Source organism: Allostigmatella hybrida (assembly GCF_020103775.1).
Classification (GTDB): domain Bacteria; phylum Myxococcota; class Myxococcia; order Myxococcales; family Myxococcaceae; genus Hyalangium; species Hyalangium aurantiaca.
In genome coordinates this window covers 121,108-143,915 of the sequence record NZ_JAHXBH010000018.1, presented here as the reverse complement: position 1 = coordinate 143,915, position 22,808 = coordinate 121,108, and the positions used below count along the sequence as shown (strand labels likewise).

At 67.6% G+C, this 22,808-nt stretch carries 20 protein-coding genes; 7 read left to right on the top strand and 13 right to left on the bottom strand.

Going from position 1 to position 22,808, the window contains the following annotated elements:
* Positions 1–110: 110 nt before the first annotated feature.
* From KY661_RS24710 to KY661_RS24690, 5 genes are all read right to left on the bottom strand, one after another.
* Positions 111–977, bottom strand: a complete 867-nt coding sequence (locus KY661_RS24710) for a nucleotidyl transferase AbiEii/AbiGii toxin family protein (RefSeq protein ID WP_225412551.1) — start codon at positions 975–977, stop codon at positions 111–113.
* A complete protein-coding gene (locus KY661_RS24705) occupies positions 974–1,861 on the bottom strand; it encodes a type IV toxin-antitoxin system AbiEi family antitoxin domain-containing protein (protein WP_225412550.1) in 888 nt (295 codons plus the stop codon). Before KY661_RS24705 ends, KY661_RS24710 begins: the two co-directional genes overlap by 4 nt.
* A gap of 251 nt (positions 1,862–2,112) precedes the next feature.
* Complete coding sequence (locus KY661_RS24700; RefSeq protein WP_225412549.1) at positions 2,113–3,288, bottom strand: cytochrome-c peroxidase; 1,176 nt, start codon at positions 3,286–3,288, stop codon at positions 2,113–2,115.
* Between the two features lie 167 nt (positions 3,289–3,455).
* A complete protein-coding gene (locus KY661_RS24695; protein WP_075008729.1) occupies positions 3,456–3,872 on the bottom strand; it encodes a hypothetical protein in 417 nt (138 codons plus the stop codon).
* A gap of 23 nt (positions 3,873–3,895) precedes the next feature.
* Positions 3,896–4,072, bottom strand: a complete 177-nt coding sequence (locus tag KY661_RS24690) for a hypothetical protein (RefSeq protein ID WP_225412548.1) — start codon at positions 4,070–4,072, stop codon at positions 3,896–3,898.
* Between the two features lie 34 nt (positions 4,073–4,106).
* On the opposite strand from KY661_RS24690, the gene KY661_RS24685 reads away from it, so the two are divergent.
* A complete protein-coding gene (locus KY661_RS24685) occupies positions 4,107–4,493 on the top strand; it encodes a DUF2750 domain-containing protein (protein ID WP_225412547.1) in 387 nt (128 codons plus the stop codon).
* A 39-nt stretch (positions 4,494–4,532) separates the two neighbouring features.
* Complete coding sequence (locus KY661_RS24680; RefSeq protein WP_225412546.1) at positions 4,533–6,695, top strand: serine/threonine protein kinase; 2,163 nt, start codon at positions 4,533–4,535, stop codon at positions 6,693–6,695.
* 6 nt (positions 6,696–6,701) lie between these two features.
* Here the strand turns inward: KY661_RS24680 and KY661_RS24675 are convergent, their stop codons facing one another.
* Entirely contained in the window at positions 6,702–7,367 is a 666-nt protein-coding gene (locus KY661_RS24675; RefSeq protein ID WP_225412545.1) for an RDD family protein, read from the bottom strand.
* 354 nt (positions 7,368–7,721) lie between these two features.
* Here KY661_RS24675 and KY661_RS24670 point away from each other — a divergent pair, with 354 nt between their 5' ends.
* Positions 7,722–8,105: a response regulator gene (locus KY661_RS24670; protein WP_083423348.1), complete on the top strand. Its 384-nt coding sequence runs from the start codon at positions 7,722–7,724 to the stop codon at positions 8,103–8,105.
* Positions 8,106–8,114: 9 nt separating this feature from the next.
* Here KY661_RS24670 and KY661_RS24665 read toward each other — a convergent pair whose 3' ends face one another.
* Complete coding sequence (locus KY661_RS24665; protein WP_225412544.1) at positions 8,115–8,738, bottom strand: hypothetical protein; 624 nt, start codon at positions 8,736–8,738, stop codon at positions 8,115–8,117.
* A gap of 49 nt (positions 8,739–8,787) precedes the next feature.
* Positions 8,788–10,365 carry a sigma 54-interacting transcriptional regulator gene (locus KY661_RS24660; protein WP_263437324.1) on the bottom strand — a complete coding sequence of 526 codons (1,578 nt, stop codon included), beginning with the start codon at positions 10,363–10,365 and terminating at the stop codon, positions 8,788–8,790.
* A gap of 324 nt (positions 10,366–10,689) precedes the next feature.
* Here KY661_RS24660 and KY661_RS24655 point away from each other — a divergent pair, with 324 nt between their 5' ends.
* Complete coding sequence (locus KY661_RS24655) at positions 10,690–11,430, top strand: SIMPL domain-containing protein (RefSeq protein ID WP_075008734.1); 741 nt, start codon at positions 10,690–10,692, stop codon at positions 11,428–11,430.
* Here KY661_RS24655 and KY661_RS24650 read toward each other — a convergent pair.
* Positions 11,427–12,872, bottom strand: coding sequence for a methyl-accepting chemotaxis protein (locus KY661_RS24650; protein ID WP_225412543.1), 1,446 nt, complete (start codon positions 12,870–12,872; stop codon positions 11,427–11,429). The genes KY661_RS24655 and KY661_RS24650 overlap by 4 nt on opposite strands.
* A gap of 329 nt (positions 12,873–13,201) precedes the next feature.
* Between KY661_RS24650 and KY661_RS24645 the strand changes: the two genes are divergently transcribed.
* Positions 13,202–13,762 carry a hypothetical protein gene (locus tag KY661_RS24645; protein WP_225412542.1) on the top strand — a complete coding sequence of 187 codons (561 nt, stop codon included), beginning with the start codon at positions 13,202–13,204 and terminating at the stop codon, positions 13,760–13,762.
* 21 nt (positions 13,763–13,783) lie between these two features.
* Here the strand turns inward: KY661_RS24645 and KY661_RS24640 are convergent, their stop codons facing one another.
* The 3 genes from KY661_RS24640 to KY661_RS24630 all read right to left on the bottom strand — a co-directional run bounded on the left by KY661_RS24640 (position 13,784) and on the right by KY661_RS24630 (position 19,304).
* Positions 13,784–16,495 (bottom strand): Ig-like domain-containing protein, encoded by a 2,712-nt coding sequence (locus tag KY661_RS24640; RefSeq protein ID WP_225412541.1) that lies wholly within the window; start codon positions 16,493–16,495, stop codon positions 13,784–13,786.
* 118 nt (positions 16,496–16,613) lie between these two features.
* Entirely contained in the window at positions 16,614–18,026 is a 1,413-nt protein-coding gene (locus KY661_RS24635; RefSeq protein WP_225412540.1) for an IgA Peptidase M64, read from the bottom strand.
* Between the two features lie 66 nt (positions 18,027–18,092).
* Positions 18,093–19,304 (bottom strand): PEGA domain-containing protein, encoded by a 1,212-nt coding sequence (locus KY661_RS24630; RefSeq protein ID WP_225412539.1) that lies wholly within the window; start codon positions 19,302–19,304, stop codon positions 18,093–18,095.
* A gap of 54 nt (positions 19,305–19,358) precedes the next feature.
* On the opposite strand from KY661_RS24630, the gene KY661_RS37600 reads away from it, so the two are divergent.
* A complete protein-coding gene (locus tag KY661_RS37600) occupies positions 19,359–19,496 on the top strand; it encodes a hypothetical protein (RefSeq protein WP_225412538.1) in 138 nt (45 codons plus the stop codon).
* A 198-nt stretch (positions 19,497–19,694) separates the two neighbouring features.
* Here KY661_RS37600 and KY661_RS24620 read toward each other — a convergent pair whose 3' ends face one another.
* On the bottom strand, positions 19,695–21,485 hold the full coding sequence (locus tag KY661_RS24620; RefSeq protein WP_225412537.1) for an Ig-like domain-containing protein: 1,791 nt from the start codon (positions 21,483–21,485) through the stop codon (positions 19,695–19,697).
* A gap of 302 nt (positions 21,486–21,787) precedes the next feature.
* Here KY661_RS24620 and KY661_RS24615 point away from each other — a divergent pair, with 302 nt between their 5' ends.
* Positions 21,788–22,792 carry a diacylglycerol/lipid kinase family protein gene (locus KY661_RS24615; protein WP_225412536.1) on the top strand — a complete coding sequence of 335 codons (1,005 nt, stop codon included), beginning with the start codon at positions 21,788–21,790 and terminating at the stop codon, positions 22,790–22,792.
* The last annotated feature ends 16 nt before the right edge of the window (positions 22,793–22,808 follow it).

Here is a 22,808-nt window from a genome sequence, read left to right as displayed (position 1 = left end):
TGAGTTCCCCGATCTCCAGAAAGAGAGGGAGAGCTCAGGGCGGATGTGACGAGCAGGGGGCGGATGAACAGGCCCTGCGAGAAGCCCGTAGACTGAAGGAACAGGCGCTTCTAATCATCGGGGATGTCGAGCTTGCCCACGAACGCCAGCAACTGCTGAAACGCCTTCTCGAAGGGAATGAACGACGCGCGGGTCGAACCCTTGAGGGCGTCGTAGTCCACGAGTGCCCGGTTCTTGACCTCGGCATGGTTGAAGGCAGCCCGCGAGACCCGCACCTCCCGCGCCTCGGCTTTCCTTTTCAGATACTCGGAGACACGTGCGGTATCGAGATCTACGTCCGACCGTAAAAGCACTGCGATATCCAGCAGATCCTGCCTGCGGTTCCGATTGCGAATCGGCTGCTGGAGGAGTGCTCGAAGCTTCTCCGCGACAATGTCATTGACCGTACTCACTCGGAGCAGGTTCACCCCCTGAACATCAATGTCCTGGGTATCGCAAATGGGCTCATTGAGACTGATGTCCAGGGGGATGATGTTCGGGCAGGGTTGCCCTTTGGCGATGCGCTCCTGGTTCCGAGGCTCATCGGGAAGCGCATACCCGATGGTGACGGCATAGGTGACGAAGGTCTTCTCCGCGCCTGGCGGCTGGCGCTCGACTTTTTGAACGCGGAAAGCGACCCCCAACACGCGCTGAACCTGCTCCAAACCTTGGGTCAGATGCTTCCGCAGTTGCGCCTCATCCAGGGACGGGTCCGTAGAGGAGAAGTCCAAGTCCTTGGTGCTCCGATTCGGATGCCAGACGAAATCGAGGGCATTGCCGCCCTTGAATACCAGGATGCGGCTCAAGATCCTCGATCCCGCGATCGCCCGGAGCACGGCGTACTGAGTGAACCGTCCCCGGGCTTCTGTCACGGAAAGGCTGTGACGCTCGGCCCACGCAGGGATTTCCTGGAACACCGAAGGATAGGTCGTCTTCACCCGGTCCCTCCAAGGACATCAATGGGCGCGTTGATCGACAGCTTCCAACGCTCACTGAAATCCGGTTTGAAGGGAGCCCCCCCGAAGAGCTTGCTGGAACCGCCCCGCTTGGCTTGGGCGGGCCACTGATCCACCAGGGGGTGGGTCAGCCCGAGCTGTTCCAAGACGAACCCTACGCGCTGCTTGAGGATTGCGACGTTGAACTGCTCCACGAGTTCGACCAGCTGGTTGACGTCCAGCGTGTCCCGGGTCCGTGCCCACGCGTCCAAGACCGGACCAATGCCGCCACACCACTCTGGATGCAACAGACCATCCACCAGCGTCCGTTCGGGGGTGGTCACGCGGACCGGATACCCGTTGGGCCGGTATTCCGCTGTCCCGATCAAGGCGGTGCCCCTCGAAAGGGAGTGCCAGCGAATCGGGGTCTCCTTGATTTTATCCGCCGTGCGTCCACGGACCAGCGACACGCCCAGCCACAAGCCCTCCCAGTCTCCTTCCCGGGTCCCTGGTGGAAGGATGCCCCCTGTATGACCCGAAGGCAGAAGCGCATGGAGTTCCTTGGGAAACTCCTCCGTCATTCCGTGGAAGACGAGCGCCGTGACGTGGCTCAAGGCCGCGTAGGGGTGGAGTTCCATGAGGATCTCCTCCTCTCGGACGCCCCCAGCCTGCACAAAGGGAGACTTGGCTTCGTAAATGCGTGAGAGCCCCTGGAGAGGCCCCAGATCACCGTTCTGGACCAAGCGTTTGAGGATCGCGTGGATCTCCTCCAACCTGCCGGGAGCACTCTCCCATCGCCGCGCGTCAGCCGGTATTCGCTGCGTCGCACGTCTCACCAGGAGCAGCGCACGCCAGTCGGAGATGACCTTCCGCTGCTCTGCAGCCATCTCCTCCAGCAGAGCTTGACTGTAGGTAACTTTTCTCAAGACTTTGTCAGTAGGATGTTACCCATCGTCCTAAGGACGATGGGTAACATCCTTAGAGCAAATTGTCAACAGGATAGGCTCGCCTGCCTGCCCGGTTGCCGAGCGCTGAGGTCCCTCATATCGAAGAAAACGAGGACAAAGAAAAACCCAGCAACCCTTTAAGATTGCTGGGCTTCTCGGGAGCGAGGCGGCGGGATTCGAACCCGCTGCCGCTACTGCTGCGTTCCCGTCATCGACTCGAGCAGGTGGATGAGGGACTGCCGCTCCTCGGTGGTGAGCTTGAGCTCCACGATGGTGGAGGTCTTCACCCCCGTGAACGCGCTCGCGGGCTCGCCGCCCTTGTCGTAGAAGTCGACGACATCCCCCAGCGTGACCAGCTCCCCCGTGTGCATGTACGGCCCGGTGAGCGCGATGTTGCGCAGGGTGGGCGTCTTGTAGGCCCCCTCCATCTCCGTGCGCTTGTTCTGCAGATCCAGCTGCATCGCGGGGAGCCGCGTCGCATCCAGCCCCGTCCTGTTGTCGCTGTAGCGTCCCGCGGCGTTGAACGGCCAGTCCAGCATGGGCTGCATGGCGACGTACTGCCCGGCGGCGCTCGGCGTCGTGTCCTTCACGCCAATGTTGTGGAACAGGTTGTCGCTCATCGTCGCGCCCTTGTGGCAGACGATGCACTGGCCCTTGCGGAAGTAAGTCTTCAGCCCGAGGAACGCCGGATCCGCCTCGACCTGGGCCTGGCTGACATCCACGGCGGCGATGAAGCGCCGCACGTCCTCGTCGAACGGCGCGTTCGTGCGGTTGATCTTCCGCTCGTACGCCTGCATCAGCTTGCCCACGTTCGCGAGCACCTCGTTGCCATCCACCGTCTCCTCCGGCGTCTTGCCGAAGATGTCCTGGTAGGAGGTGGCGTACGCCTCGGTGAGGCGCGCCCGGACGATGTCCGCGTTCGAGTTCATCTCGTAGGGGTTCGTCAGCGGCAGGATGGCCTGGTTCCACAGCCGGTCCGCGCGCCCGTCCCACATGAACCAGCGGTTGTAGTCCGCGTTGAGCGTGGTGGGCGGGTTGCGTGCCGTCAGGTGCCCATCGCAGCCTTCCGCGAAGGCCGTGTCGACCGTCTTGCCCTCGCCGCCGTGGCAGCTCGCGCAGGCGACCGTGCCGCACCCCGACAGCTTCTTGTCGTTGAACAGCGCCAGGCCCAGCTCCGCCGCCCGGCTGTCATCCGCGAACCGGTTCGTCGAGTCCACCGGTGGGCGCCTCGTCAGCGTGTGCAACTCCTGCAGCAGCGCCAGCTCATCGAAGGAGGGAAAAATCTCTTCGGATCCACACGCGCCCGTCAGCAGACTCACCAGGGCCAATGCCAGCAGGTGGGGGCTCGGACGATTCGCCTTCTTCACAGGTGCTCCTTCGGCATGGCAGGACGGCGTGCGAGCCAGGCTCCGCCCAGTCCGCGTGTTAACCTTGCCGTGCTCACGGGGAATAAATCAATCCAGGGTGGATGTGACAGCCCCTGTTTCGCTGCTTGCTTGCCCGCTGAGAAGAAGGGAAATGGGTCGAGGTTTCCCTAGCGGCCGCAGGTGAGCCGGAAGTCCCGGGTCGCGGTCTCGTAGTCGCGGAGCCGGAGCTCCACGTGGTCCGGCGTGAGGACAGGCGCCGCCCCCGCGTCGCACCGCCAGTCGGGGCTTGCCGTCACGGTCAGCACCAGGTCCGCCTGGCTGGGCAGGCTCGAGGTGACGTACAGGCAGCGGCCGCGGCTGGGCTTCACCAGGAGGTTGCCCAGGGCGTTGTCCGGCTCCCTCGCATGGGCCACCTGGACCTTCAGCCCGGCGCAGGGGGTCTTGCCCACCTCCAGGCCGGGCGTGGACAGCGCCACGATGCCGGTGAGGGTGGCAGTGCCCTCGCGCTCCAGGCGGTGCGCGCCCGGGTGGGACGCGCATCCCAGCAGCGCGAGGAAGAGGGCAGCAGCGGAGGTTCGGAGCATGGTCTTCCTTTCCGGGGCCCCGTCTACGGCCAGCTTCCCAGCATGTCCAGCGAGGCCTTGGCCTGCACCTGCCCGTGGACGGGCTCCGGGTTCTTTCCCGGGGGCGTGCGCTGGACCGACAGCGGCACCGCGCTGCGCTGGATGTAGGCGATGACGCCCGCGTGGGCTGGCGGCCGCCTTGAGGGGGCCCTGCGGTACAAGGGGCGCACCCGCGTGGGAGATGCAGGAGGGGTGATGACGCAGGAGATGTCCGAGGCGAGGCTCCAGGCGGTGTGGGCCTTGCCGCCCGAGCGGCGCCATGCCTGGTTCGTGCAGCGGGTCCGCGAGTCGGGCGAGGTGTGGGGCCTGTACGCGAACGGCTGGGCGCTGGCCCAGGATGCGCAGGGCAACGATGTGCTGCCGTTGTGGCCGGGGGCCGCGTTCGCCCAGCGGTGCGCCACGCGGATGTGGGCCGCCTATGCGCCCCGGCGGGTGGCGCTGGCCGAGCTGCTGGAGGAGATGCTGCCCGAGCTGGCCGCGGAGGGCATTCCGGTGGGGGTCTTCTTCAACCCGGACGGAGAGGGCTGGCCGGTGGCGGCCGAGGAGCTTGGCGCCCAGCTCGTGGGTCACGCCCGCGCCTGAAGCGGCCGGCCCTTCTCGGGAGGAGGGCTTGCTCTCCCGGTGAGCCCTGTGGTGCGCTCACCGGGCACGATGACCAACGAACTCTCAGAGTCGCCCCGCAGCCTCGGACGCTATGAACTCGTCCACCTGCTGGGCCAGGGCGGAATGGGCGAGGTGTACCTGGCCCGGATTTCCGGCGCGGCGGGCTTCGAGAAGCCGTGCATCGTGAAGACCATCCTGCCCACCTTGCTCAAGGACGGGCAGTTCCTGGAGCGTTTCCACCACGAGGCCAAGGTGCTGGTGCACCTGGTCCACTCGTCCATTGCCCAGGTGTATGACATGGGCGAGACGGACGGCACCTATTACATGGCGCTCGAGTACGTGGCCGGGGTGGATGTGGCGCACCTGGCCGAGCAGTCGCGCGAGAAGCGGCTGCCCTTCCCGGTGCCGGTGGCGCTTTCGCTCGCCCAGCGCATCGCCGAGGGGCTGGGCTATGCCCACCGCAAGACGGGCCTGGATGGCATGCCGCTGGGCATCGTCCACCGGGATGTGTCCCCGCACAACGTGATGGTGTCCTACGAGGGCGAAGTCAAAGTCATCGACTTCGGCCTCGCCAAGTCCGCGGCGCGCAGCAAGTACACGCTGCCCGCCACGGTGATGGGCAAGCTGGGGTACATGTCCCCGGAGCAGGCCCGGGCCGAGCCGTTGGATCACCGCAGCGACATCTACTCCTGCGGGGTGGTGCTCTGGGAGCTGCTGGCGGGTCGGCCCCTGGTTCCGCATGGGACGGTGGGCGAGATGATGGCCGCCATGGCCCACCCCACCGTGCCCTCGCTGCGAGAGGTGCGGCCGGAGGTCAGCCCCGCGCTCGAGGCGGTGGTGCGCCGCGCCCTGGAGCCGCTTCCCCACAACCGGTATGCCCGCACCGATGACTTCGCGCGCGCGCTCAACGCGCAGCTCGTGGAGTCCGGGGTGCCGCTGAGCACCGAGGACGTGGGCACCTTCGTGCGGGCGGTGTGCCCCGAGGCCTTCTCCGCGCAGCGCAAGCTCATCTCCAGCCTCTCCCGTGAGCGCCCGGAACCCATGCCCCCGTCCCCGACGGCGCACGGGTTGCCGGCCGTGGGGGTGGCCCCGCCCCATGCCCCGGGCGTGGGCCCGGTGGGGCTGGAGGCCACCTCGGTGCGTCCCCTGCATCCGCAGGCGGACGACAGCGCCCCGATTCATCCGGTGGCCACCTTGATGCAGGGCAGCCTGGGACATGCCCGGCCTCCGGTGGATGCCCTGGCGCCCGCGGCCCATGCGTCTCAGGTGTCTCCCGCCTCGCGGCGGGTGATGGTGCTCGCGCTGGGGTTCGCCGCGTTCGGGCTGGTGAGCGCCTCCGTGGGGGCCACCCTGTACGTCATGAGTGGCCCCGGGAGGGGGCCTCCCCCCGGGATGGAGGGGCATCCGCCCGGGCCCCCGCCCTTTCCCCATGCGGAGCGCGGGCCCCCCGGAGCCAGGCCCCCGCCGGGGCCGCCGCCTTTCCCGCCGGGGAACGCACCCCCCGGTGCGCCGGGAGCGGACCCGCTCCGCGCCACGCCCGTCCGGGCCTCGGCCGAGCCAGCCCCCGTGGCCCATGCCGTGGAGACGCAGCCCGCGGGGGCTCCTGAGCCGAAAGTGCCCGCGCCCGCCCGGATCTGGGTGAGCAACGCCGTGCAGGTGCACGCGCGTGGCAACAACGGCTACGGGATTCCCGTGGGGAGCGCCACGGGCCTCAAGCCGGAGATGGTCTTGCAGGTGGTGGGGCCTTCGGGGCCCAAGGGCCTGCGGAAGGTGCTGGGCCAGGCCACCGTGGAGCAGGTGGTGGGGCGGGTCACCACGGTGCGTCTGGATGCCGCGGCGCTCAAGGCGCAGGGGCCTCGCTACGTGGCGTTGCCCGATGCCCGGCCCGCGCCTGCGTCCGCCGAGGCCAAGGTCCGGGTGCTGGAGGGGGGCGCGAAGATTTCGGGCCTCAAGCACCTGAACAAGAGAATCACCCTCTACAACGGGGAAGACGAAGCGCTGACGAGCTGCGTGGCGACCCTGTCCGGCAAGCGCCGTCTGGCCGTGGGCACGTTGCCCAAGGGCTTCAAGGACTACGCCTGGCGGTACGTGCGCCTCCAGGCTGATGCGCCCGAGGTGCCGGCCGGCACCCTGCGCCTCCAGTGCACCGAGGGGAGTGCGGACTTCGCCTTTCCGGAATGAGCGGCCTCACGGCGCCAGGCGCGAGGCCACCTCGGGGCACTGCGCCACCAGGGGCTTGGCCTCCGGGGTGTTCGCCTTCGCCTCGCGCACGAGGCGGGAGAGCGAGCGCTGGCACATCCAGGTGTCCTGGTGCCGCCGGTAGCCGTGGCAGCACTTCCAGCCGATGAGCGTGGTGTCCAGGTAGGAGAAGGCTTCGTGCCGGGTGGGCAGGGCGATGAAGCCCAGGGCCACGGCGAGCGCGGCCACCCAGGGAAGCTGCCAGGAGAGTCCCCGGAGCCAGGGACCCAGGCCCGGGGCGGGGCGCTCCCCATGCACCTGGAGCAGCCGGTCCAGGGGGCGGGCGGGCAACAGGGGAACGAGGAACAGGTCCGGCAGGGTGGTGAACGCCCGGAGCAGGGCCCGGAGCGGCCCGGGTGGGGTGCCCTGGGCGGATACCAGTTGAACGTCGAACAGCCGGCGTCCCAGCGTCCACCCCCGCAGTCCTCCCACCATCCCCACGAGCAGCCACAGGGCCGCCATGGCGGCCAGCACGGAGGCGCGGCTCTGTTCCAGGTCCAGGGCCCGGGCGGCGCCCCAGCCCAGGAGCCCCGCGGTGCCCAGGTCCAGCAGGTCCGCGCCCCACAGCCGGAACCGGGACCGGGTGTGGACCTGCCCCAGGTGTGATGTGAACAACGCCCCTTCGCTCATCCGCCGACCCCCTTCACCGGGTAACATCCTCGTCCGTCCAGGGTCTGTCCCCGCGTCCGTCCGGGCGGGGACCGTATTGCCCCCGCTCCGTCCTGTCTTCATGCTTGCTTCAGGAGAGGGGCCGCAAGGGGGTGTTTCGTCCATGGTGGACACCTGGGCGAGGAGGGGTAGGCAGGGCGCCCGGGTTGGCGCTATGCCATCCTTCCAGCACGGCGATGGGTGGGCACATCGCCGGGCAGGGCCCAGCAGCGGGGAGGGACGGGGTGGCGGAACGTCCCGTGGGCTCGTGGCGAGGTGGAGCGCGTGCAGCGCACGGTGGTACCCAAGGAGGAAGTGCCGATGCGAGGTCGGGTGTTGGTGGTGGATGATGATCCGTTGGTGAGTTCGGCGCTGCGGCGGACGCTGGCCCGGGAGCATGACGTGGAGGTAGTGGTCAGCTCCCGGAAGGCGCTGGACATGCTCATCGCCCCGGAGGGCATCTATGACGTCATCCTCTGTGACTTGATGATGCCGGAGATGACGGGCATGGAGCTGCACGCGCAGCTCGCGGCGGCCGCCCCCGAGCAGGCGCGCCGGATGGTGTTCGTCACGGGCGGTGCCTATACCCCGGCGGCCCAGTCCTTCCTGGAGCGGGTGAGCAACCCCCGCCTGGAGAAGCCCTTCGAGCCGGACAAGCTCCGCGAGCGCGTCCGGGAGTGGGTGGCCCTGGTGCGCACCGCGTAAGGGCGCGCGTCAGGGCTTGGGCGGCGGGGGCGCGCCGGGCTTGTTCAGCAGCAAGTCCCGGGCCCGGACGAGCTCCTCGCGTCGCCGGAGGGCCTGGTCCTGGAGCGCTTGCGCCAGTCCGGTCAGCCGGGCCGGGTCGCGTTGCTGGAGCTGGGCCTGGAGCGCCGCCTCGATGACGGCTGGGGGCGCCTCGGGCGAGACGCCCAGCAGCGAGGCCGCCTTCTGCCGGGCCCCTTCCTGGAGCACCGCCGGGTTGCCCACCGCCGCCAGCAGCCGGGCCTCCTCACCGGAGGAGGTCCGCACGCGGAAGCGGGAGGGGCCTGACCGGACGAAGAAGGCGGCGAGCGTGGCCAGCCCCATGCCCCCGAGCGCCAGCGCGAAATACCGCCGCCGCTGGCGTTCAGCCTGGATGCGCTGCTGGCCATCTTGAAGCCGCTCGGCCGCATCGAGGCCTGGGGCCGGTGCCTTCCGGCGGGAGGGAGGCTGGGAAGACGCCAGCGCCCCCGTCAGCTCCCGCTCCAGCAGGTCGAGCTGCTCCCCGGAGTAGCCCGAGAAGGAACTCTTCTGGAACAGCCCCAGGTACCCGGCCGTCGCGCCGCAGCCCAGTGCCAGCATGAGGAACAACCACCGCATCGCAGGTCCTCTTTCCGTCGTGCCGAGGCGTCTACCCTCCCTGCCGGTTTCACGGTGAGGGCTTGGAGGCCCTCACCTCGGCGGGGAGATCTCCGGGGCCGATGTGCGCTCCGGGCGGCATGAGGAGCAACGCCTGCTCGATGGCATTGGCGAGCTGGCGCGCGTTGCCCGGCCAGGGGTGGGCGCGCAGGGTGGCCTGGGCTTCGTCCGTGAAGCCCTGGATGTGGCAACCCATCTGGGGCCTCAAGCGCGACAGGAACCGCTCGGCCAGGGGCAGCACGTCCTCGGGCCGGTCCCGGAGCGGGGGCAGGTGGATGCGCATCCCGTTGAGGCGCCAGTAGAGGTCCTCGCGGAAGGTGCCCGCGCGCACCGCCTCGATGAGGGGGCGGTGGGTGGCCGCCACCACGCGCACGTCCACGGGGACGCCCACGCGTCCGCCCACGCGGTGCACCATCCGGTCCTGGAGCGTGCGCAGCAGCTTCACCTGGAGCGGGGCGGGCAAGTGCCCCACCTGGTCCAGGAACAGGGTGCCTCCGTCCGCCTGCTCGAAGGCCCCGGGCCGGGTGCCCTCCCCGGGAAGGGCGCCCTTCTCGTGGCCGAAGAGTTCGGCCTCGGCATGCTCGGGCCGCAGGGCCCCGCAGTGAAGGGCGATGAAGGGCCCGGGGGCCCGGACGCCCAGACAGTGGATGGCGCGGGCGATCTCCTCCTTGCCGGTGCCCCGCTCGCCGGTGATGAGCACGGCGGTCTGGGCCTGCGCCGCGGCGCTGGCCAGGCGCAAGGCTTCGCGCATGGAAGGGCTCTCGGCCACGGGCGGGGTGTAGCGGCGCCGGTCCGGGGAGGACGGCTCGACGGCGGGACACAGGGAGGGGCCCGCGGCCCCCGCGAGGGCGCCGGCCAGGGCCATCTCCTCGTCATGGAAGGGGCTCTCGCGCAGGACGCAGATCGCACCGGCGGGGGCCCCACCCGCATATAAAGGAGCGCACAGGACGTGGGCCTGGCCCTTGCGCACGCGGGTCATCTGTTTGTCGGGCTCGGGCAGGGCCTGGACTTCGGGCATGGTGAGGACCCGGCCCAGGCGCAGCGCCGCGGTCACCAGCTCGCGGCTCAGCGTCAGGTGCGCGCCCAGGGGCCGTGCCACCAGGGCCCGCAGGGAGCCCTGAAGGCCCAGGCGCAGCACCGTGAGCGCGGAGGGCTGGAGGGCGGAGTGGAGGGACTCCAGGACGAGGTGGGCGGCGGCCTCGGGCGACGGGGCGAGGGCGGCGCGCACGGCCAGCTCCCCCGCGCGGGCGAGCACGTCCGGAGAGGGCGAGAGGTTGTTCCAGGAGGGCGCAGGCGGGCTCCGGGTGAGCACGAGCGTGGACTCGCCGTCCCGGGCCCGCAGGGCATCGAAGGGCGGCTCATAGACGAGCACGCTCTCGCCCAGCGAGAGGTGATCTCCCGGCCGCAGCCGCGTGGTCTCAACGAGGAGCTGGCCATTGAGCCAGGTGCCATTGCGCGAGCCCAGGTCCCTCAGCACGTGGCCCGTGGGGCCCGCGGGCTCGATGATGCAATGCTCGCGGCTGACCTTCTCGTCGAGGAGCTGGAGCCCTCCTTCGGCCGCACGGCCCACGATGAGGGGCGTATCCAAGTCTCGCGCTACGCCCCGGCACGGGCCGAACATTGCCACCAGTCTCGCCACGGCCCCACTCTAACGGTTGTCCAGACAAACAGAGAGGTGAGAATAAACCCACTGAACGGGGTTCCTGGCAGTGAACGATGGCCTGAAAGCGATTGCACCCTGGCTGCATTCGCCACGACAGTCCCAGCAGAACTCCGGTAAGGGGCATGCGTTCAAGAACCTGGAGGAGCGCGGGGCCCCCGCCCATTGAATGGAGGGGGGCCCGGTCCGTCGCCCCTTCGTGCAGGGTATCCATTCCGGGGCAGGCCGGTGTGCCCCCTTCCGAGGTGTACCGTGAAGACCTCTCGAATCGTTCCGATGTTCGCGCTGCTCACCAGCCTGGCGGCCATGGCGCAGCCCCAGACCGCGTCCCAGGCCCGTGCCGACCTCTCGGTGCGCACCGTGCGGGTGGAGGGCACCGGCGAGACCAAGGCCCAGCCCGACGAGGCCTGGATCGACCTGGCCGTGGAGACGCAGGGCGCCACGGCGAAGGCGGCTGGTGAGGAGAACGCCAAGAAGATCGAGCGCGTGCTGGCCGCGCTGACCGCCGCGGGCATTCCCCGCAAGGAGATGGAGACGCGCAATTACTCGGTCTATCCCGACTACGCGCAGCCGGATCCCCGCTCGGAGCCGAAGCTGCGCGGCTACCGGGCCAACAACACCCTCTCGGTGCACACGCGGGAGCTGGGACGGCTGGGCGAGTGGATTGACCGCGCGCTGGCCTCGGGCGCCAACCGGGTGGACGGGGTGCGCTTCGGGCTGAGCAAGGCGGACGCGGTGCGCGCCGAGGCCCTGCGCCAGGCGGTGGAGCGGGCGCGCAAGTCGGCGGAGGTGCTGGCCGCGGCGCTGGGCGTGCGGCTGGGCGCCGTGCTGGAGGCAAGCACCGTGGCGGAGCCCCCGCGCCTCTACCCGGCCCGGGCCATGATGGCGATGGCGTCGGACAAGAGCGCCGAGGCCTCCACGCAGATTCTTCCGGAGGAGCAGACCGTCCAGGCGCAGGTGACGCTCGTCTACGCCATCGAGCCTGCCCGCTAGGCGACGGCCTTGGGGGCGTGGGCGGGCGAAGGCGCCACCGCGGGGGAGGGTACCCCGGGCGAGGGGGCCGCGAGGCTGGGCTCCTTCCTGGGAAGGAGCTCGCGCAGCTCGTCGGCGAGGTGCCCGAGCTGGTCGGCGGTGACGGCCACGCCGGCGCTCATCTGCGCGTGGGCCTCGACGAGGCCCTGAAGCTGGGCGGCGCCCGAGAAGATGGCCCCGGTGGCGCCCGCCTGCGCGGTGGCGTCCTCCATGGTGGAGCGCATCATCTGCTCGATGCGGGTGACGATGTCCCGGATGGACTCCAGCGTCTTGCGGGCATCGGCGAAGTTGTTCTCGAACTGGCTGGTGTTCTGCCGGATGGCGCCCATGCCCTGCAGGGTCGAGTCCAGCTGCTCGTGGATGCCGCGCACCACCTCGTTGATCTTCACCGAGCTGCCCTTGGAGGCCTCGGACAGCTTGCGGACCTCGCGGGCGACGACCGCGAAGCTCCGCCCGGCCTCGCCCGCGCGGGCGGCTTCCAGCGAGGCATTGAGCGCGAGCACGTCCGTCTGATTGGCGAACTCCTGCAGCGTGTTCGTGAAGGAGACGATCTGCCGGGCGTGGTGGACGAGCTCCCGCAGGCTGCTCTCGGTGTGCCCGATGGCGTGCCCGATGCTGTTCATTCCACCCTTCACGCGCTCCATCTGGGCGTCGATGCGCTCGGTGTGCCCAGTGGCCTGGGACACGATGCTGCTGGCGCCAAAGGCGCGCTCGGAGGCGGCCTGGGCCATGCGCGCCACGGCCTCGCTGGCCTGGGTGATGCGCTCGGTCTCCATGCGCGCGCGCGCCGAATCACTGGACAGCTCCAGCGTGGAGTTCTGCAGCGTCTCCACCAGCCGGGCCAGCGTCTCGGTGGCCTCGTTCACCTGGGCCCGGGACGTTTTCAGGGTCCGTGACGTCGAGCCGATCTTCATCTTGAGGAAGAACAGCCGCTGCAGGGCGCGCAGCGTGGAGCGCAGGGGCAGGGCAATGGCCACGGTGCTGGCGCTCAGCGTGACGATGCCCATCAACCGGGGCGTCAGCGCATCCCCCGTGGCGAGGGTGAACTCCATCACCCCGTGGCTGACGCTCACGGCGCTGTAGAAGAGGATCCGCCCGGCGGTGTGCAGGGGGAGCACCAACGGCACGAGCAGCAGGCACAAGAGCAGCAGGGCCGTGTGCGGCATGCTGCGCTGGGCGCCCGCCACATAGAACGAGGCCTGGCTGGAGAGGATCCACAGCGCCAGGCACCCCACGCTCACCCAGGGGCCGGACTTGAGGTTCCGCAGCCGCAGAGCCACCACCGCCAGCCCCAGCCCCAGGAGCCGCAAGCCCACCACGCCCAGGAACGAAGGGCTCTCGAACGTGCCGGGTATCCAGGGCGCGGCGAGCAGCAACAGCAGGCCGCTTCCCGCCACGGCCATCCTGCTCAGCTGCTGGAGCCGACGAGGCCAGCGCTGCCAGAGGAATGCCGAGTACACGTTCCCGATGGGCAGGGAGGCTGGAGGGGAAGGATCCTTCATCAGCAGCAATTAATGATATTCAAGACATCAGGATTTTTCCAGAAAACTCGACGCGCGAGGGTCTGGTGCCTCAGCAGGAAGGCACACAACCCCCTGAGTAGATGAATACCCCAGGAAGCGCCAGGCAGACAGAAACGAGGAGCCTCCGCCGGCGAAGAAGTCCCCATCTTTGGAGGTGACGAGGTGCGCTGGCCGCACGTCGCGGACCGGCCGGAAAGGGGACCAAGGTGATGCACCGTCTGCACATGTGGGCAGTCCTCACCGTGCTGGGGGGCTGGAGCCTGGGGGGGGGCGCCTGCTCCAGCCCGGACAAGGCGCCCAGCGCGAATGAACGGGAGGCCCGCTCCGACGTGTTGAAGAACCTGATGGCCTCCCGGGAGCGGTTGCCGGATCCAGGGGCGTTGGACGCCCAGCGGCGCAACCTGAAGGTTGAGGTGCAAGGAGGCGGGCCGGCGGAGCAGGAAGAGGCGGGACATCCGCTGCCCTCGGCGAGTACCTCGGGCACGGTGGAGTGGGTGGGAGACGACGAGCTGCTCTTCCGGGATGAGGCGGGCCAGGAGCAGGAGGTCCGGACCGAGGAGGACACCCTCTACGTGGAGAAGGGCCAGGAGGTGAGCCGGTGGTCGGTGGCCCAAGGGGCCGAGGTGCGCGTGCGCTACGAGGAGGCGCAGGGCGAGTGGGTCGCGCGCGAGGTGGAGCTGCTTCGCCGGGCCTCGGAGGCGCAGGCGCCCGCGGAAAATGAGAGGGGCCGCGTCCCAGATGAGTCGCGGCCCCTCGGGTTTCAACGGTGAGCCTTCCGGCTCACGCGGGCACTACGGGTTCGGCAGGCCGAAGCTCTGCGCGCCGACGGCCCAGTCCTCCCGGGTGTTGGTGTCGGTGGCGGAGACGCGGCGCACGGTGGGGCTGTTCTTGGTGACACTGGCCGTCGGCAGGCTGGTCCAGTTCGCGGACACATCCTGGGCGGTGGGGGTGGACGAGGGGCTGCAAAGCGCGCCGCCACAGTCCGCCGGCAGCCACTGCCCCGCGGCCTGGATGGCTTGCAGGTTGCCCGGGAAGGCGCTGGGGGCAGTGCCCTCCGTCCGCGCGAAGGAGACGGCATCCTGCATGTTCCCGACGGAATCCAGCACGGCGAGAATGCGGCTGGAGAAGGTGATGCCCACGCTCTCACCCTTGAAGTCCCAGGCCGTGTCGTAGTTCGCCGGGGTGCCGCTGGCGGGGAACTGGTTCTTGGCGGTCGTCTCGCTGGTCATGCCCGGCGTGCTCAGGTGCACGACGATGATGTCGCCCGTGGCCACGGCCGTATCGGGCAGCGTGGCCAGGCGCGTGGCCGCATTCACATCCTGCTGCAGCACCATGCCCTCGACATTGCCGCCGCTGACCACCTGGAGTTCGATCAGGTCCGCATTGTTGGGCATGCTCGGCTGCACTTCCGTGATGCGCAGCACGGCCGGCGTCCGGTAGCCCTTGAAGGCCGCCGAGTTGTGGGTCGAGAGCACAGGGGTTCCCGCGGTGTCCTTCACGGTCGGTGCGACGGTGACCGTGTAGCCCGCCCCCGCGGTCTGGGACGTGGTGGTCACGGTGAGCTTCTTGCCCTCCACTTCAGCACCCGTGGCGGTAAGCCCATTGGTGAAAGTGAATTGCTGCGCGGCATTCGTCACGCTCGAGGGAGCGATGGACCGGTCGAAGGTCAGGACCACCTCCGTCGGCGAGGAGGCCGCCACGCTCACCAGCTTCGGGCCTGGGCAGGCGAAGGTGAGATCCGACGCGTAGTAGGCGGAGGGCTGGGCCGCATTGCTGTTGGCATTGGGGGTGAAGCGCCACATGGGGCCCGCGGTCAGCGTGAACTGGCAGCCCGTGTTGAGCTCGAACGCGTCGGCCACCGTGGACGCCAGGCGCAGCACGAAGGTCGAAGCCGCCGTCTGCATGCCCTGGGTGGTGATCTGAATCGCTACGTGTCCAGCGCCAGAGGAGGACGGGGCCACCGCGAGGGTGCCCGTCAGGTGGATGAGCTCACTCTCGTACTGGTCGAGGCTGCTCTGGAGGTCGGACTTCGAGGAGACGTCCACGGCGAGACCCGCGGGGGTGGCCGTGTTCAGGTTCTGAACCGGGTAGCCCCGGGCCTCGATGGTGGGGGCCGCCTGGAGGGTCTTGGCCGCATCGATGCCCTGGATGAGGCTCTTCTCGGCCACGGTGATGGAGACGCGATCGCCCACCTGCAGGCCCGTCGGATCGTACGTCACGAACATCGCGGGACCATTGGCTTGGGCCTGGAGGAAGAAGCCCGTCGCATCCGTACCGACGGCAGGCTTGATGTACGTGATGAACGCGTTGTTGATGGCCAGTGCCGGGGCCAGGACGCCGCTGGGGGCGTTCAGGAACGCCTGGATCTGCGCGCTGGTGGCGGCGGGGTCGACGCCGGGCGCGGCCTCACAGGCCTTGCTGGCGTTGCACACCTGGGTCAGCGAGCAGCCCGCGTTGGTGAGGCACTGGACGCAGGCGGTCGCATTGTCACAGAAGGGCTTGGAGGAATCCTGCGCGGCACAGTGCGCGTTCGTCACGCAGACCCGGCACTCGCCCCGGCCATTGCTGGCGGAGGTGTCGCAGTAGTCGGCCGTGCCCGCGGCGGCGGCACACTGCGCATCCGCCGTGCAGCCGCACAGGTTGGTGCCCGTGTTGCAGGCAGGACGCGCATCGGAGCAGCTCGAGTTGTCGATGCACTCCACGCAGCTCGACACGGGAGGAGGCGGCTTGCAGATGGGGGTGGAGGGGTTGGTGCAGGAGTCATTGTTCTCGCAGCCCTCGCACGCGGTTCCCTGGGCGTTGCACGTCTGCGAGCCCGGGCAACCCTCGTTGCTACCCGTCACACAGATCGTGCACGCGCCCGCGCCGTTGGCCGCGGCGGCATCGCAGATGGCCGTGGGCGCGGAGCACCCCTCATCGGCTGAGGTGCTGCCCGCGGCGGCCGTATCCAGACAGACCTTGCAGGTGCCCACGCCATTGCCCGCCGTGCTGTCGCAGAGGGGCGCGGCGGCCGAGCAGCCCTGATCCTGCGCGCCACCGGCCGCGGAGTTGAGGCAGGTCCGGCAGGCCCCATTGCCACCGTTCGCGGAAGGATCACAGAAGGGCGCCTCCGTGGAGCAGCCCTGATCGCGGCCGTCACCTTTGTCGGAGTCGTCGCAAACCTTGCACTGGCCCAGGCCACCGTTGGCGGCCGCGTCACAGGAGGGCGCCTCGGCGGTGCAGCCTTGGTCAATGCCGACGAGGGCCGTGTCCCGGCACACCGTGGTGGGGCCGGCATCGCCGGTGCCGGGGTCGCCGCCATCGGGCGTGCCCCCATCTCCCGGGGAATTCACATCGCGAAGCTCACACTTGTTCGCGACACATACATAGACCTGGCCCGCGGGAGGCTCGCCTTTATCGTTGCGACAGTCGTACTGATCGACACATTCGTCGCCGCCACATCCAACGAACACCAGAACGCACACGGCGGCGCAGAGCGCTTGAGTCCAAACGCGCATCAACATGAACTTCCCTCCAGGAGGTTGCGGGTCTCTGCACCCTTACACCGTCTCTGGAAGGGCCGTCCAATCGCGGACAGTGGATCACCGGATTGTCACACGGTGAAACCTGCCAGGACTGTTTTCATCGGGCTGGGACTTCGGACCTGGCAGGTTTTTCTGAATACAAGTCGATGACTTCCGTGAGGGCGTGCTGGCACACGGCACAGAAGGGAACGCGGTCCCGGGTGAACATGACGCAGTCCACCTGGGGCCGGTAGTAACCGCGCGCCTCATACATGGCGCCCTCGAAGGCGCCCACCTTGCGCGCCTGCTTCTGGGCGCCGAGGAACTTCTCCTCCCAGTCCCGCTGCGCGGTGAAGAGCGCATCCATCTCGGACTCGGGGCGCTTGTCGGAGCGGATCTTCTTGCGGCGCTCCTGGATCTGCTGGGCGTGGGCCTCGTAAGCGGGCTTGTCCCAGGGGGTGGGCACGGGCGTGCTGGGGGACAGGAGCGCCTTCCACTTGAGCTGCGCGGGGTCCTTCAGCGCGGTGACATTCTTCTCCCAGGGCTCGGGGCGGTCCTCTGCGGGCAAGTAGGCGGAGTCGGAGGTGTAGTACTCGTCGGCGAGCCCCGCGAAGTGGTGGCCGAACTCGTGGACGAAGATGTAGGGGGACCAGAGGCTGTCGGCGGCCACGGTGCCGTAGAGCCCGAAGATGCCACCGCCGCCGTAGGTGTTGCCGTTGACGAGGATCTCCACGAAGTCATAGGGCGCGAAGGCCGCGGCCTCGCGGAAGGCCTTGTTGTCGAAGGTGAGGATGTAGCGCTCGCTGCCAAAGGCGTCATAGGTGGCGCCCACGGGGGAGCGGCGGTGGAGGCCGGTGGAGGGACGGGAGATGCCGGACTGGGCGGCAAGGGGCACGAGCCCCCAGACGTTGAAGTCGGCCTTGCGCTCCTTGAAGGGCGAGAAGGTGAAGAGGATGTCCACCATGCGCCGCGCGTCCTTCTCGAACTTGGGGCGCTCCTGCGCGGTGTACCCATCGCCGAGGATGAGCAGGTCCACCTTCTCCGAGGGGGGTCCATTCTCGAGCAGCGGCAGAAGCGCTCCAGGGGAGGCAGGGGAAGAAGGGTCGACGAACATGTCCTGGGGGTCGACGGGAAGCGACCAGACCTCCCGGAAGGCATTCCGGGCATCGCGCTTCTTCAGGAGCACCTGGACGGGCTGGCTGGGGGCGGGGAAGCGGAGCGATTCGTGAAAGGTGCGGTGGACGTCCTTGGCCTCGGCGGTCGTCTCCCACTCGCCGTAGATGGAGGCGAAGCCGCGGGAGTAGAGGAGCCGGTTGGTGGCCGAATCCCTCACCTCGAAGAGGTACTTGCCGAGGTTCGTCTCATCGACGGGGCGGGCGGGGTTGCCTGGCCAGTCCAGCGGCTCGACGACGAGCCGGTCGAGGCTGAAGCGTTCCTCGGACGCGTTGCCGGTGTGGAAGTAATCGACACGGAAGGTGCGGGGGGCCGCGGAAGCACTGGTGGCCAGCAGCAGGGCAATCAGGACGCGCATGGGGGCCCACTCTATGCATGGAGGCGCCGGTGCGCGATGAACCGGCTTCTTCTGGGCATTTCGCGCTCAGAACCTGCCCAGAAGGCTCGCTGAGGCGCCCTCCGGAGCCACCGAGACGTCCAGGGTGACAGGAGGGGGAGCGGGGCGGGAGGGGGAGACGAGAAAGAGGACGGCGCCCGTGGAGAGGGCTGCCCCTGAGCCGATGAGAAGTCCTGTCAGGAGGGTGTTCTTGGAGGAGAGCGAATCCCGCAGCGCGAGGGATTCGGTGTCGCTGGCATCGAGCCGGCCACGGGCGTTGAGACGCTTCTCGAGGGTATCGAGATCCTTCTGGGCCATGAGCCGAAGGATGCCTGCTCCCACGAGGGCGGCCGCGCCCCCGCCGAGCACGGCATAGGAGGCCTTGCGCAGGGCCGGTGTGCTGGACCGGTGCGCGGACTCCGTGAGGGGGTTGTCCTCCGAGAACCGGTTGGGGGCCGAGACATCGAAATCCCCCCGGGAGGCAGTCGAGAGCGGCGCATCCGTGGCGGGCAGGCGGGCCCAGGGGGCCGTGCCTTGAGGGCTCGGCACGACCAGAGGCGGGGGGGCCTTGCCCGTGGTCACGAAGTCGACGAGGGCGGAGATCGAATCTGGAGAGTCTTCCGGGCCTTGGATCTTGAGACCGCCTTCCCGACGCTTTTGACCCCCTTCGACATTGAGCACGGTGGCCGCCAGCCACTTGGGGCCCCGGTTGCTGGACCGCTCGAGCCGCACGACGATGACTTCCTCAACGCCGAGCGTACCGCCGAGCCGGACGGCGTGACTGAGCGTGTGCTCATCGGACTTGCCGGTGGAGGCAAGGCAGGGGAAGGGGCTGTCGGAGACAGAACCCTCATAGGCGAGGTCCACGAAGAGGGGCGTCTCTGGAGACTGAAGGTGGAGTCGGCGGGGGAAGCTCACGGCGGAATCCTTCACGATGGTGAGTTCATAGACGCCGGACAGGAGTTCCAGGGTGAGAGGGGTCTGTCCGGCCTTGCGCCCATCGAGGTAGACATCGGAGGAGGGCACGGTGGACTTCACGGACAGCTTCACCTTCTTGGCGCGAGCGAGTTCTGCCCGCACTTTCTCGAAGGCCTGCCGGATGGAGGGGGCATAGAGGCTCGCATCGAGCGAATACTGCGGCTCCAAACGCAGGACACTTCGAAAGGCGGCATCGCTCTCCTTGAGCTTGCCCGTGGCCCGGTAGTTGAGGGCATGGAGGAGCTGGGCCTGGGTGTAGAGCTGCCAGCGCGGGGCTCCCACGGGGAGGCGGGAAATTTCCTGGAGCGCGCTGTCGATGAGCTGCTCTGCCCGGGAGTGACGCGCCTCGTAGAACTGATTCTGCGCGGTATCGAGCTGGCGCTGGATGTCATCAGCGTTTTGGGAGGGGGGCGGAAAGAGGCGCTCACTGAACTCGGCAAGGCCGAGGACTTGAGGGCTTTGCTGGTTGAATAGGGCTTCATGAACCGCTTTGGCGTGGTTGCTTAACTCCGCATCCTGGCACTCCCCTGCTGCCACCACCATCCGGCGGGGGGCTGCCTGCGCCGCGCAGGAGAAAATACACGCGAAAATGAATAGGAACTGTCGAGTCTTCATGTCAAGCCACTGGTCGGCAGGTTCACGTCATCCGAGATTGGGTGAGAGGGTGGCTAGTTAGTAATTGTACCGGTGGATTTGGACACCGGGTTCTCCAGATGCGCTAAGAAGCCTGCCCGGCCAAGCTAAATAGGGCCGCCCTAAGCGGTCGATAGCAAAAGATACTGTGCGCAATTCGTAAGGATTGCATATGGCGATTGCAGCTGGAATGGATGCTCCTAGAACTGCCCAGTCGCTACCGGTCCAGCGCCGGAGATTGATCTGGTGGTTTGGGCGGGCGGGGCCCATCCAAGCGATCAATATATTGCCTGTGTCGTCTTTTTGTAGGGCGATCGATGAAGTGTACTTGTCGTTGCCGATGCTTATGTCTAGTGGCGGTCCGAGGGTTTTCCATGTTGTCCCTTCAAGGCGCGAGACAATGAGGCGCGTCAGCGGGACGGTGAGATCTGTTTCTGTCCATGCAACAATGGGTCTGTCTAGTTCATCCAACAACATGCTTTCCGGTTGAGCTATCGTATCTCCAGGAAGGTCTCCTATCGGCCCTCCTTGATTCTCCCAGGCGCTGCCGTTCCAGCGGCTAACGTATATGTCGCCTTCTGTCCATGCAACGACTGGCTTGCCCGCGCTGTCTAGCTGAAGTTGAATGTGATCGGGCTGGAGTAGTGGGTTGATATTGAGCGAGGAGGTGAGTTCGAGCCATGCGTTGGTTGTTTTTCGCCAAACGCGGAGGTTGGAGTTTGACGAGGTCCATGCGAGTGTGGGAATGTCTTTGTTGTCAAGGCGGATGGTGAAGCCGGAGCTGTCTTCGATGTTGAACATGTCTGGGTTTGAGCTTGATGGGTTGGCGATGTTTTTCCAGTCGTTGTTTTTCCAGTGTGTGATGTTTAGGGTTGAAGAGGTTTCGTTTGTTTGAGGCCAGCTGATGAGGGGGTTGTTGTGAGAGTCGAGTTGGGCGGCGTGTGGGTGCCAAGCTAGGACTTCAAGGATGGTTTGGGATGAAATAGGGTTGCCGACGGGAGTCCATTCGTTGTTTGTGAATTGATATGTGTGGATGGTGAATGGCGCAAAGCGGTCTCGAATTCGCTCGCTCCATGAGATGAATGGATTGTTGTTGCTGTTGATGAGTAATTGAGGGGCGCAGGGGAACGTGTCTCCCGGTATGCTGAGAGTCCCGACCGAAAACGAGAGCGGTAAGCTCCAGGTCCAGGTACCCATGGGCGGAGTCAGTGGGTTGCCCGCTAGATCAGCGATTCCTTCTGTGAGGGACAGTTGAATGCTGTTTGGAACAGTCGGACGTGTGATGGGGGTGATGGTCAGTTTTTTGCCATCCGGCGATAACGAGAGCGCTGTGGCTGCTTCTGCTCCGCCTACGTCCAGTTTCACGGTGTCCTGCGTCAAGGTGCTGGTCTTGACCGGCTCGGAGAATGTGGCTTCGATCGGTTCTCGGACCCAGACGTCCTGAGCGCCGGAAGTGGGTCTTTGCTCAGTGAGCCGGGGCGGAGTGCGATCCACGACGACTTCACGTGCTTCGCTGCTGAATTCTTGGCCTTCTAGACGCGCGCGTGCGCGGAGCCGGTGTGCGCCCTCGGGGGTGCTCCGCGTGTCCCATTCAAAGCGATAGGGGGCCTCAAGCCTGGTGAGTGGCTGCTCGTCGAGCACCAGTTCCACGTGTTCTGGGAGCACGCCTTGAACTTGAAGCTGAATGCTGACGGCTCCGTTGGTGTAGGTGGTGTCTGTGGGGGCCGTCAGGGTTAACGTCAGGAGTGGTGGGCGCTCGACCTCTGGGAGCTGGATGCAGGAGACGAGGAAAACCGCGGACAGAATGAGCAGGCGCTTCGTAGGATTCATCGAGATTCTCTGGACTGCATGGATCGTTCCGCTGGGCTCGGCGGGCCCTTCCCCCGGAGATATACCCAGCTTCCCCTGGGGAACTCCCTCCGTGCGTTGCCGGGGCCAAGCTCCCCCCGCCGTCCTTCCAGGACGCTTTCGGTTATCGCCTCGAACGGTTCTTTTGGCGAGAGGTCCAAATTTTGGATGATGCTGTCGCAAAGATGGACTCCGTCCAGCCGCTCGGTCCGGTGCCCGGCCCCCCGCGCAGCCGCTTTCCGCTGACAGAGCCATGACACGGCACGGGGAGACTCCGCTCCCTCATGAATGTCGCCGTTCTCGTCAACCTGCGCTCCCGCCGGGGCTCCGAAGTGGTCGAAGGCCTCGTCCGGCGGTTCCTTCCCCGGGCTCGCGTGGTTCTCACCCACTCGGTCGAAGAGGCCCGGGCCTGGATTGATCAGCAATTGCGGCCCAACCCGCCCTCGCTCTTGCTCGCCGGGGGCGGAGACGGCACCATCACCGGCCTCGTCAACGAGTTCCATGCTCAGGGGCTGGCGTTGCCCGCACTGGGCGTGCTTCCCCTGGGCACAGGCAATGCGTGGGCCCATGTCACCGGTGCCCCCCGCCCCGCCAAGGCCCTCCAGCAGCTCGCGGCCTACGGCGAGCGCCTCCCGCCCTTGCGGCCCTTTGCCCTCGTGCGCGTGGAAGGCTCCCTGGCGCCCTTCGCCGGGACCGGGTGGGATGCCGAGCTGGTTCAGGACTTCAAGAGCCAGCTTGCCTCCTCAGGGCCCCTGCGCAGCACCCAGGCCGGCTTGAGGGGCTACCTGGGCGCCCTGTTCTCCCGCACCATTCCACGTCACGTCTTTGGAGACGGCAATCCCCAGGTCTCCCTCTACAACCTCGGGGAGCCCGCGCTCACCGTGGATGCTCAGGGCGCCATCCGTCCTCTGCCCGGGGGCGAGACCGGGGCCCTGCTGTATCGGGGGCCCGCAGGGGTGGCGGGCGCGGCCACCACCCCTGAATGGGGGTTCGGCTTCAAGGCCTTCCCCTTTGCCCAGGCCTTGCCGCACCGGCTCTCCGTCCGCGTCTATTCGGGCTCCGTCCTCGAGGCCACGCGCAACATGTTCAAGCTGTGGCGGGGCGCTCACCCCATGCCCCGCATGCACGACTTCTTCGTTCAGCGGGTGCGCATGGAGTTCGACCGCGACGTCCCCTTCCAGGTCGCCGGGGACGTCATTGGCCTCCGCCGCTCGGTGGAGTTCGAGCTGGCCGAGCAGAGCGTTCAGCTCATCGACTGGCACCAGCTCTCGAACCTCATGCGCCGCTGAGGCCGGAGGCGGCCTG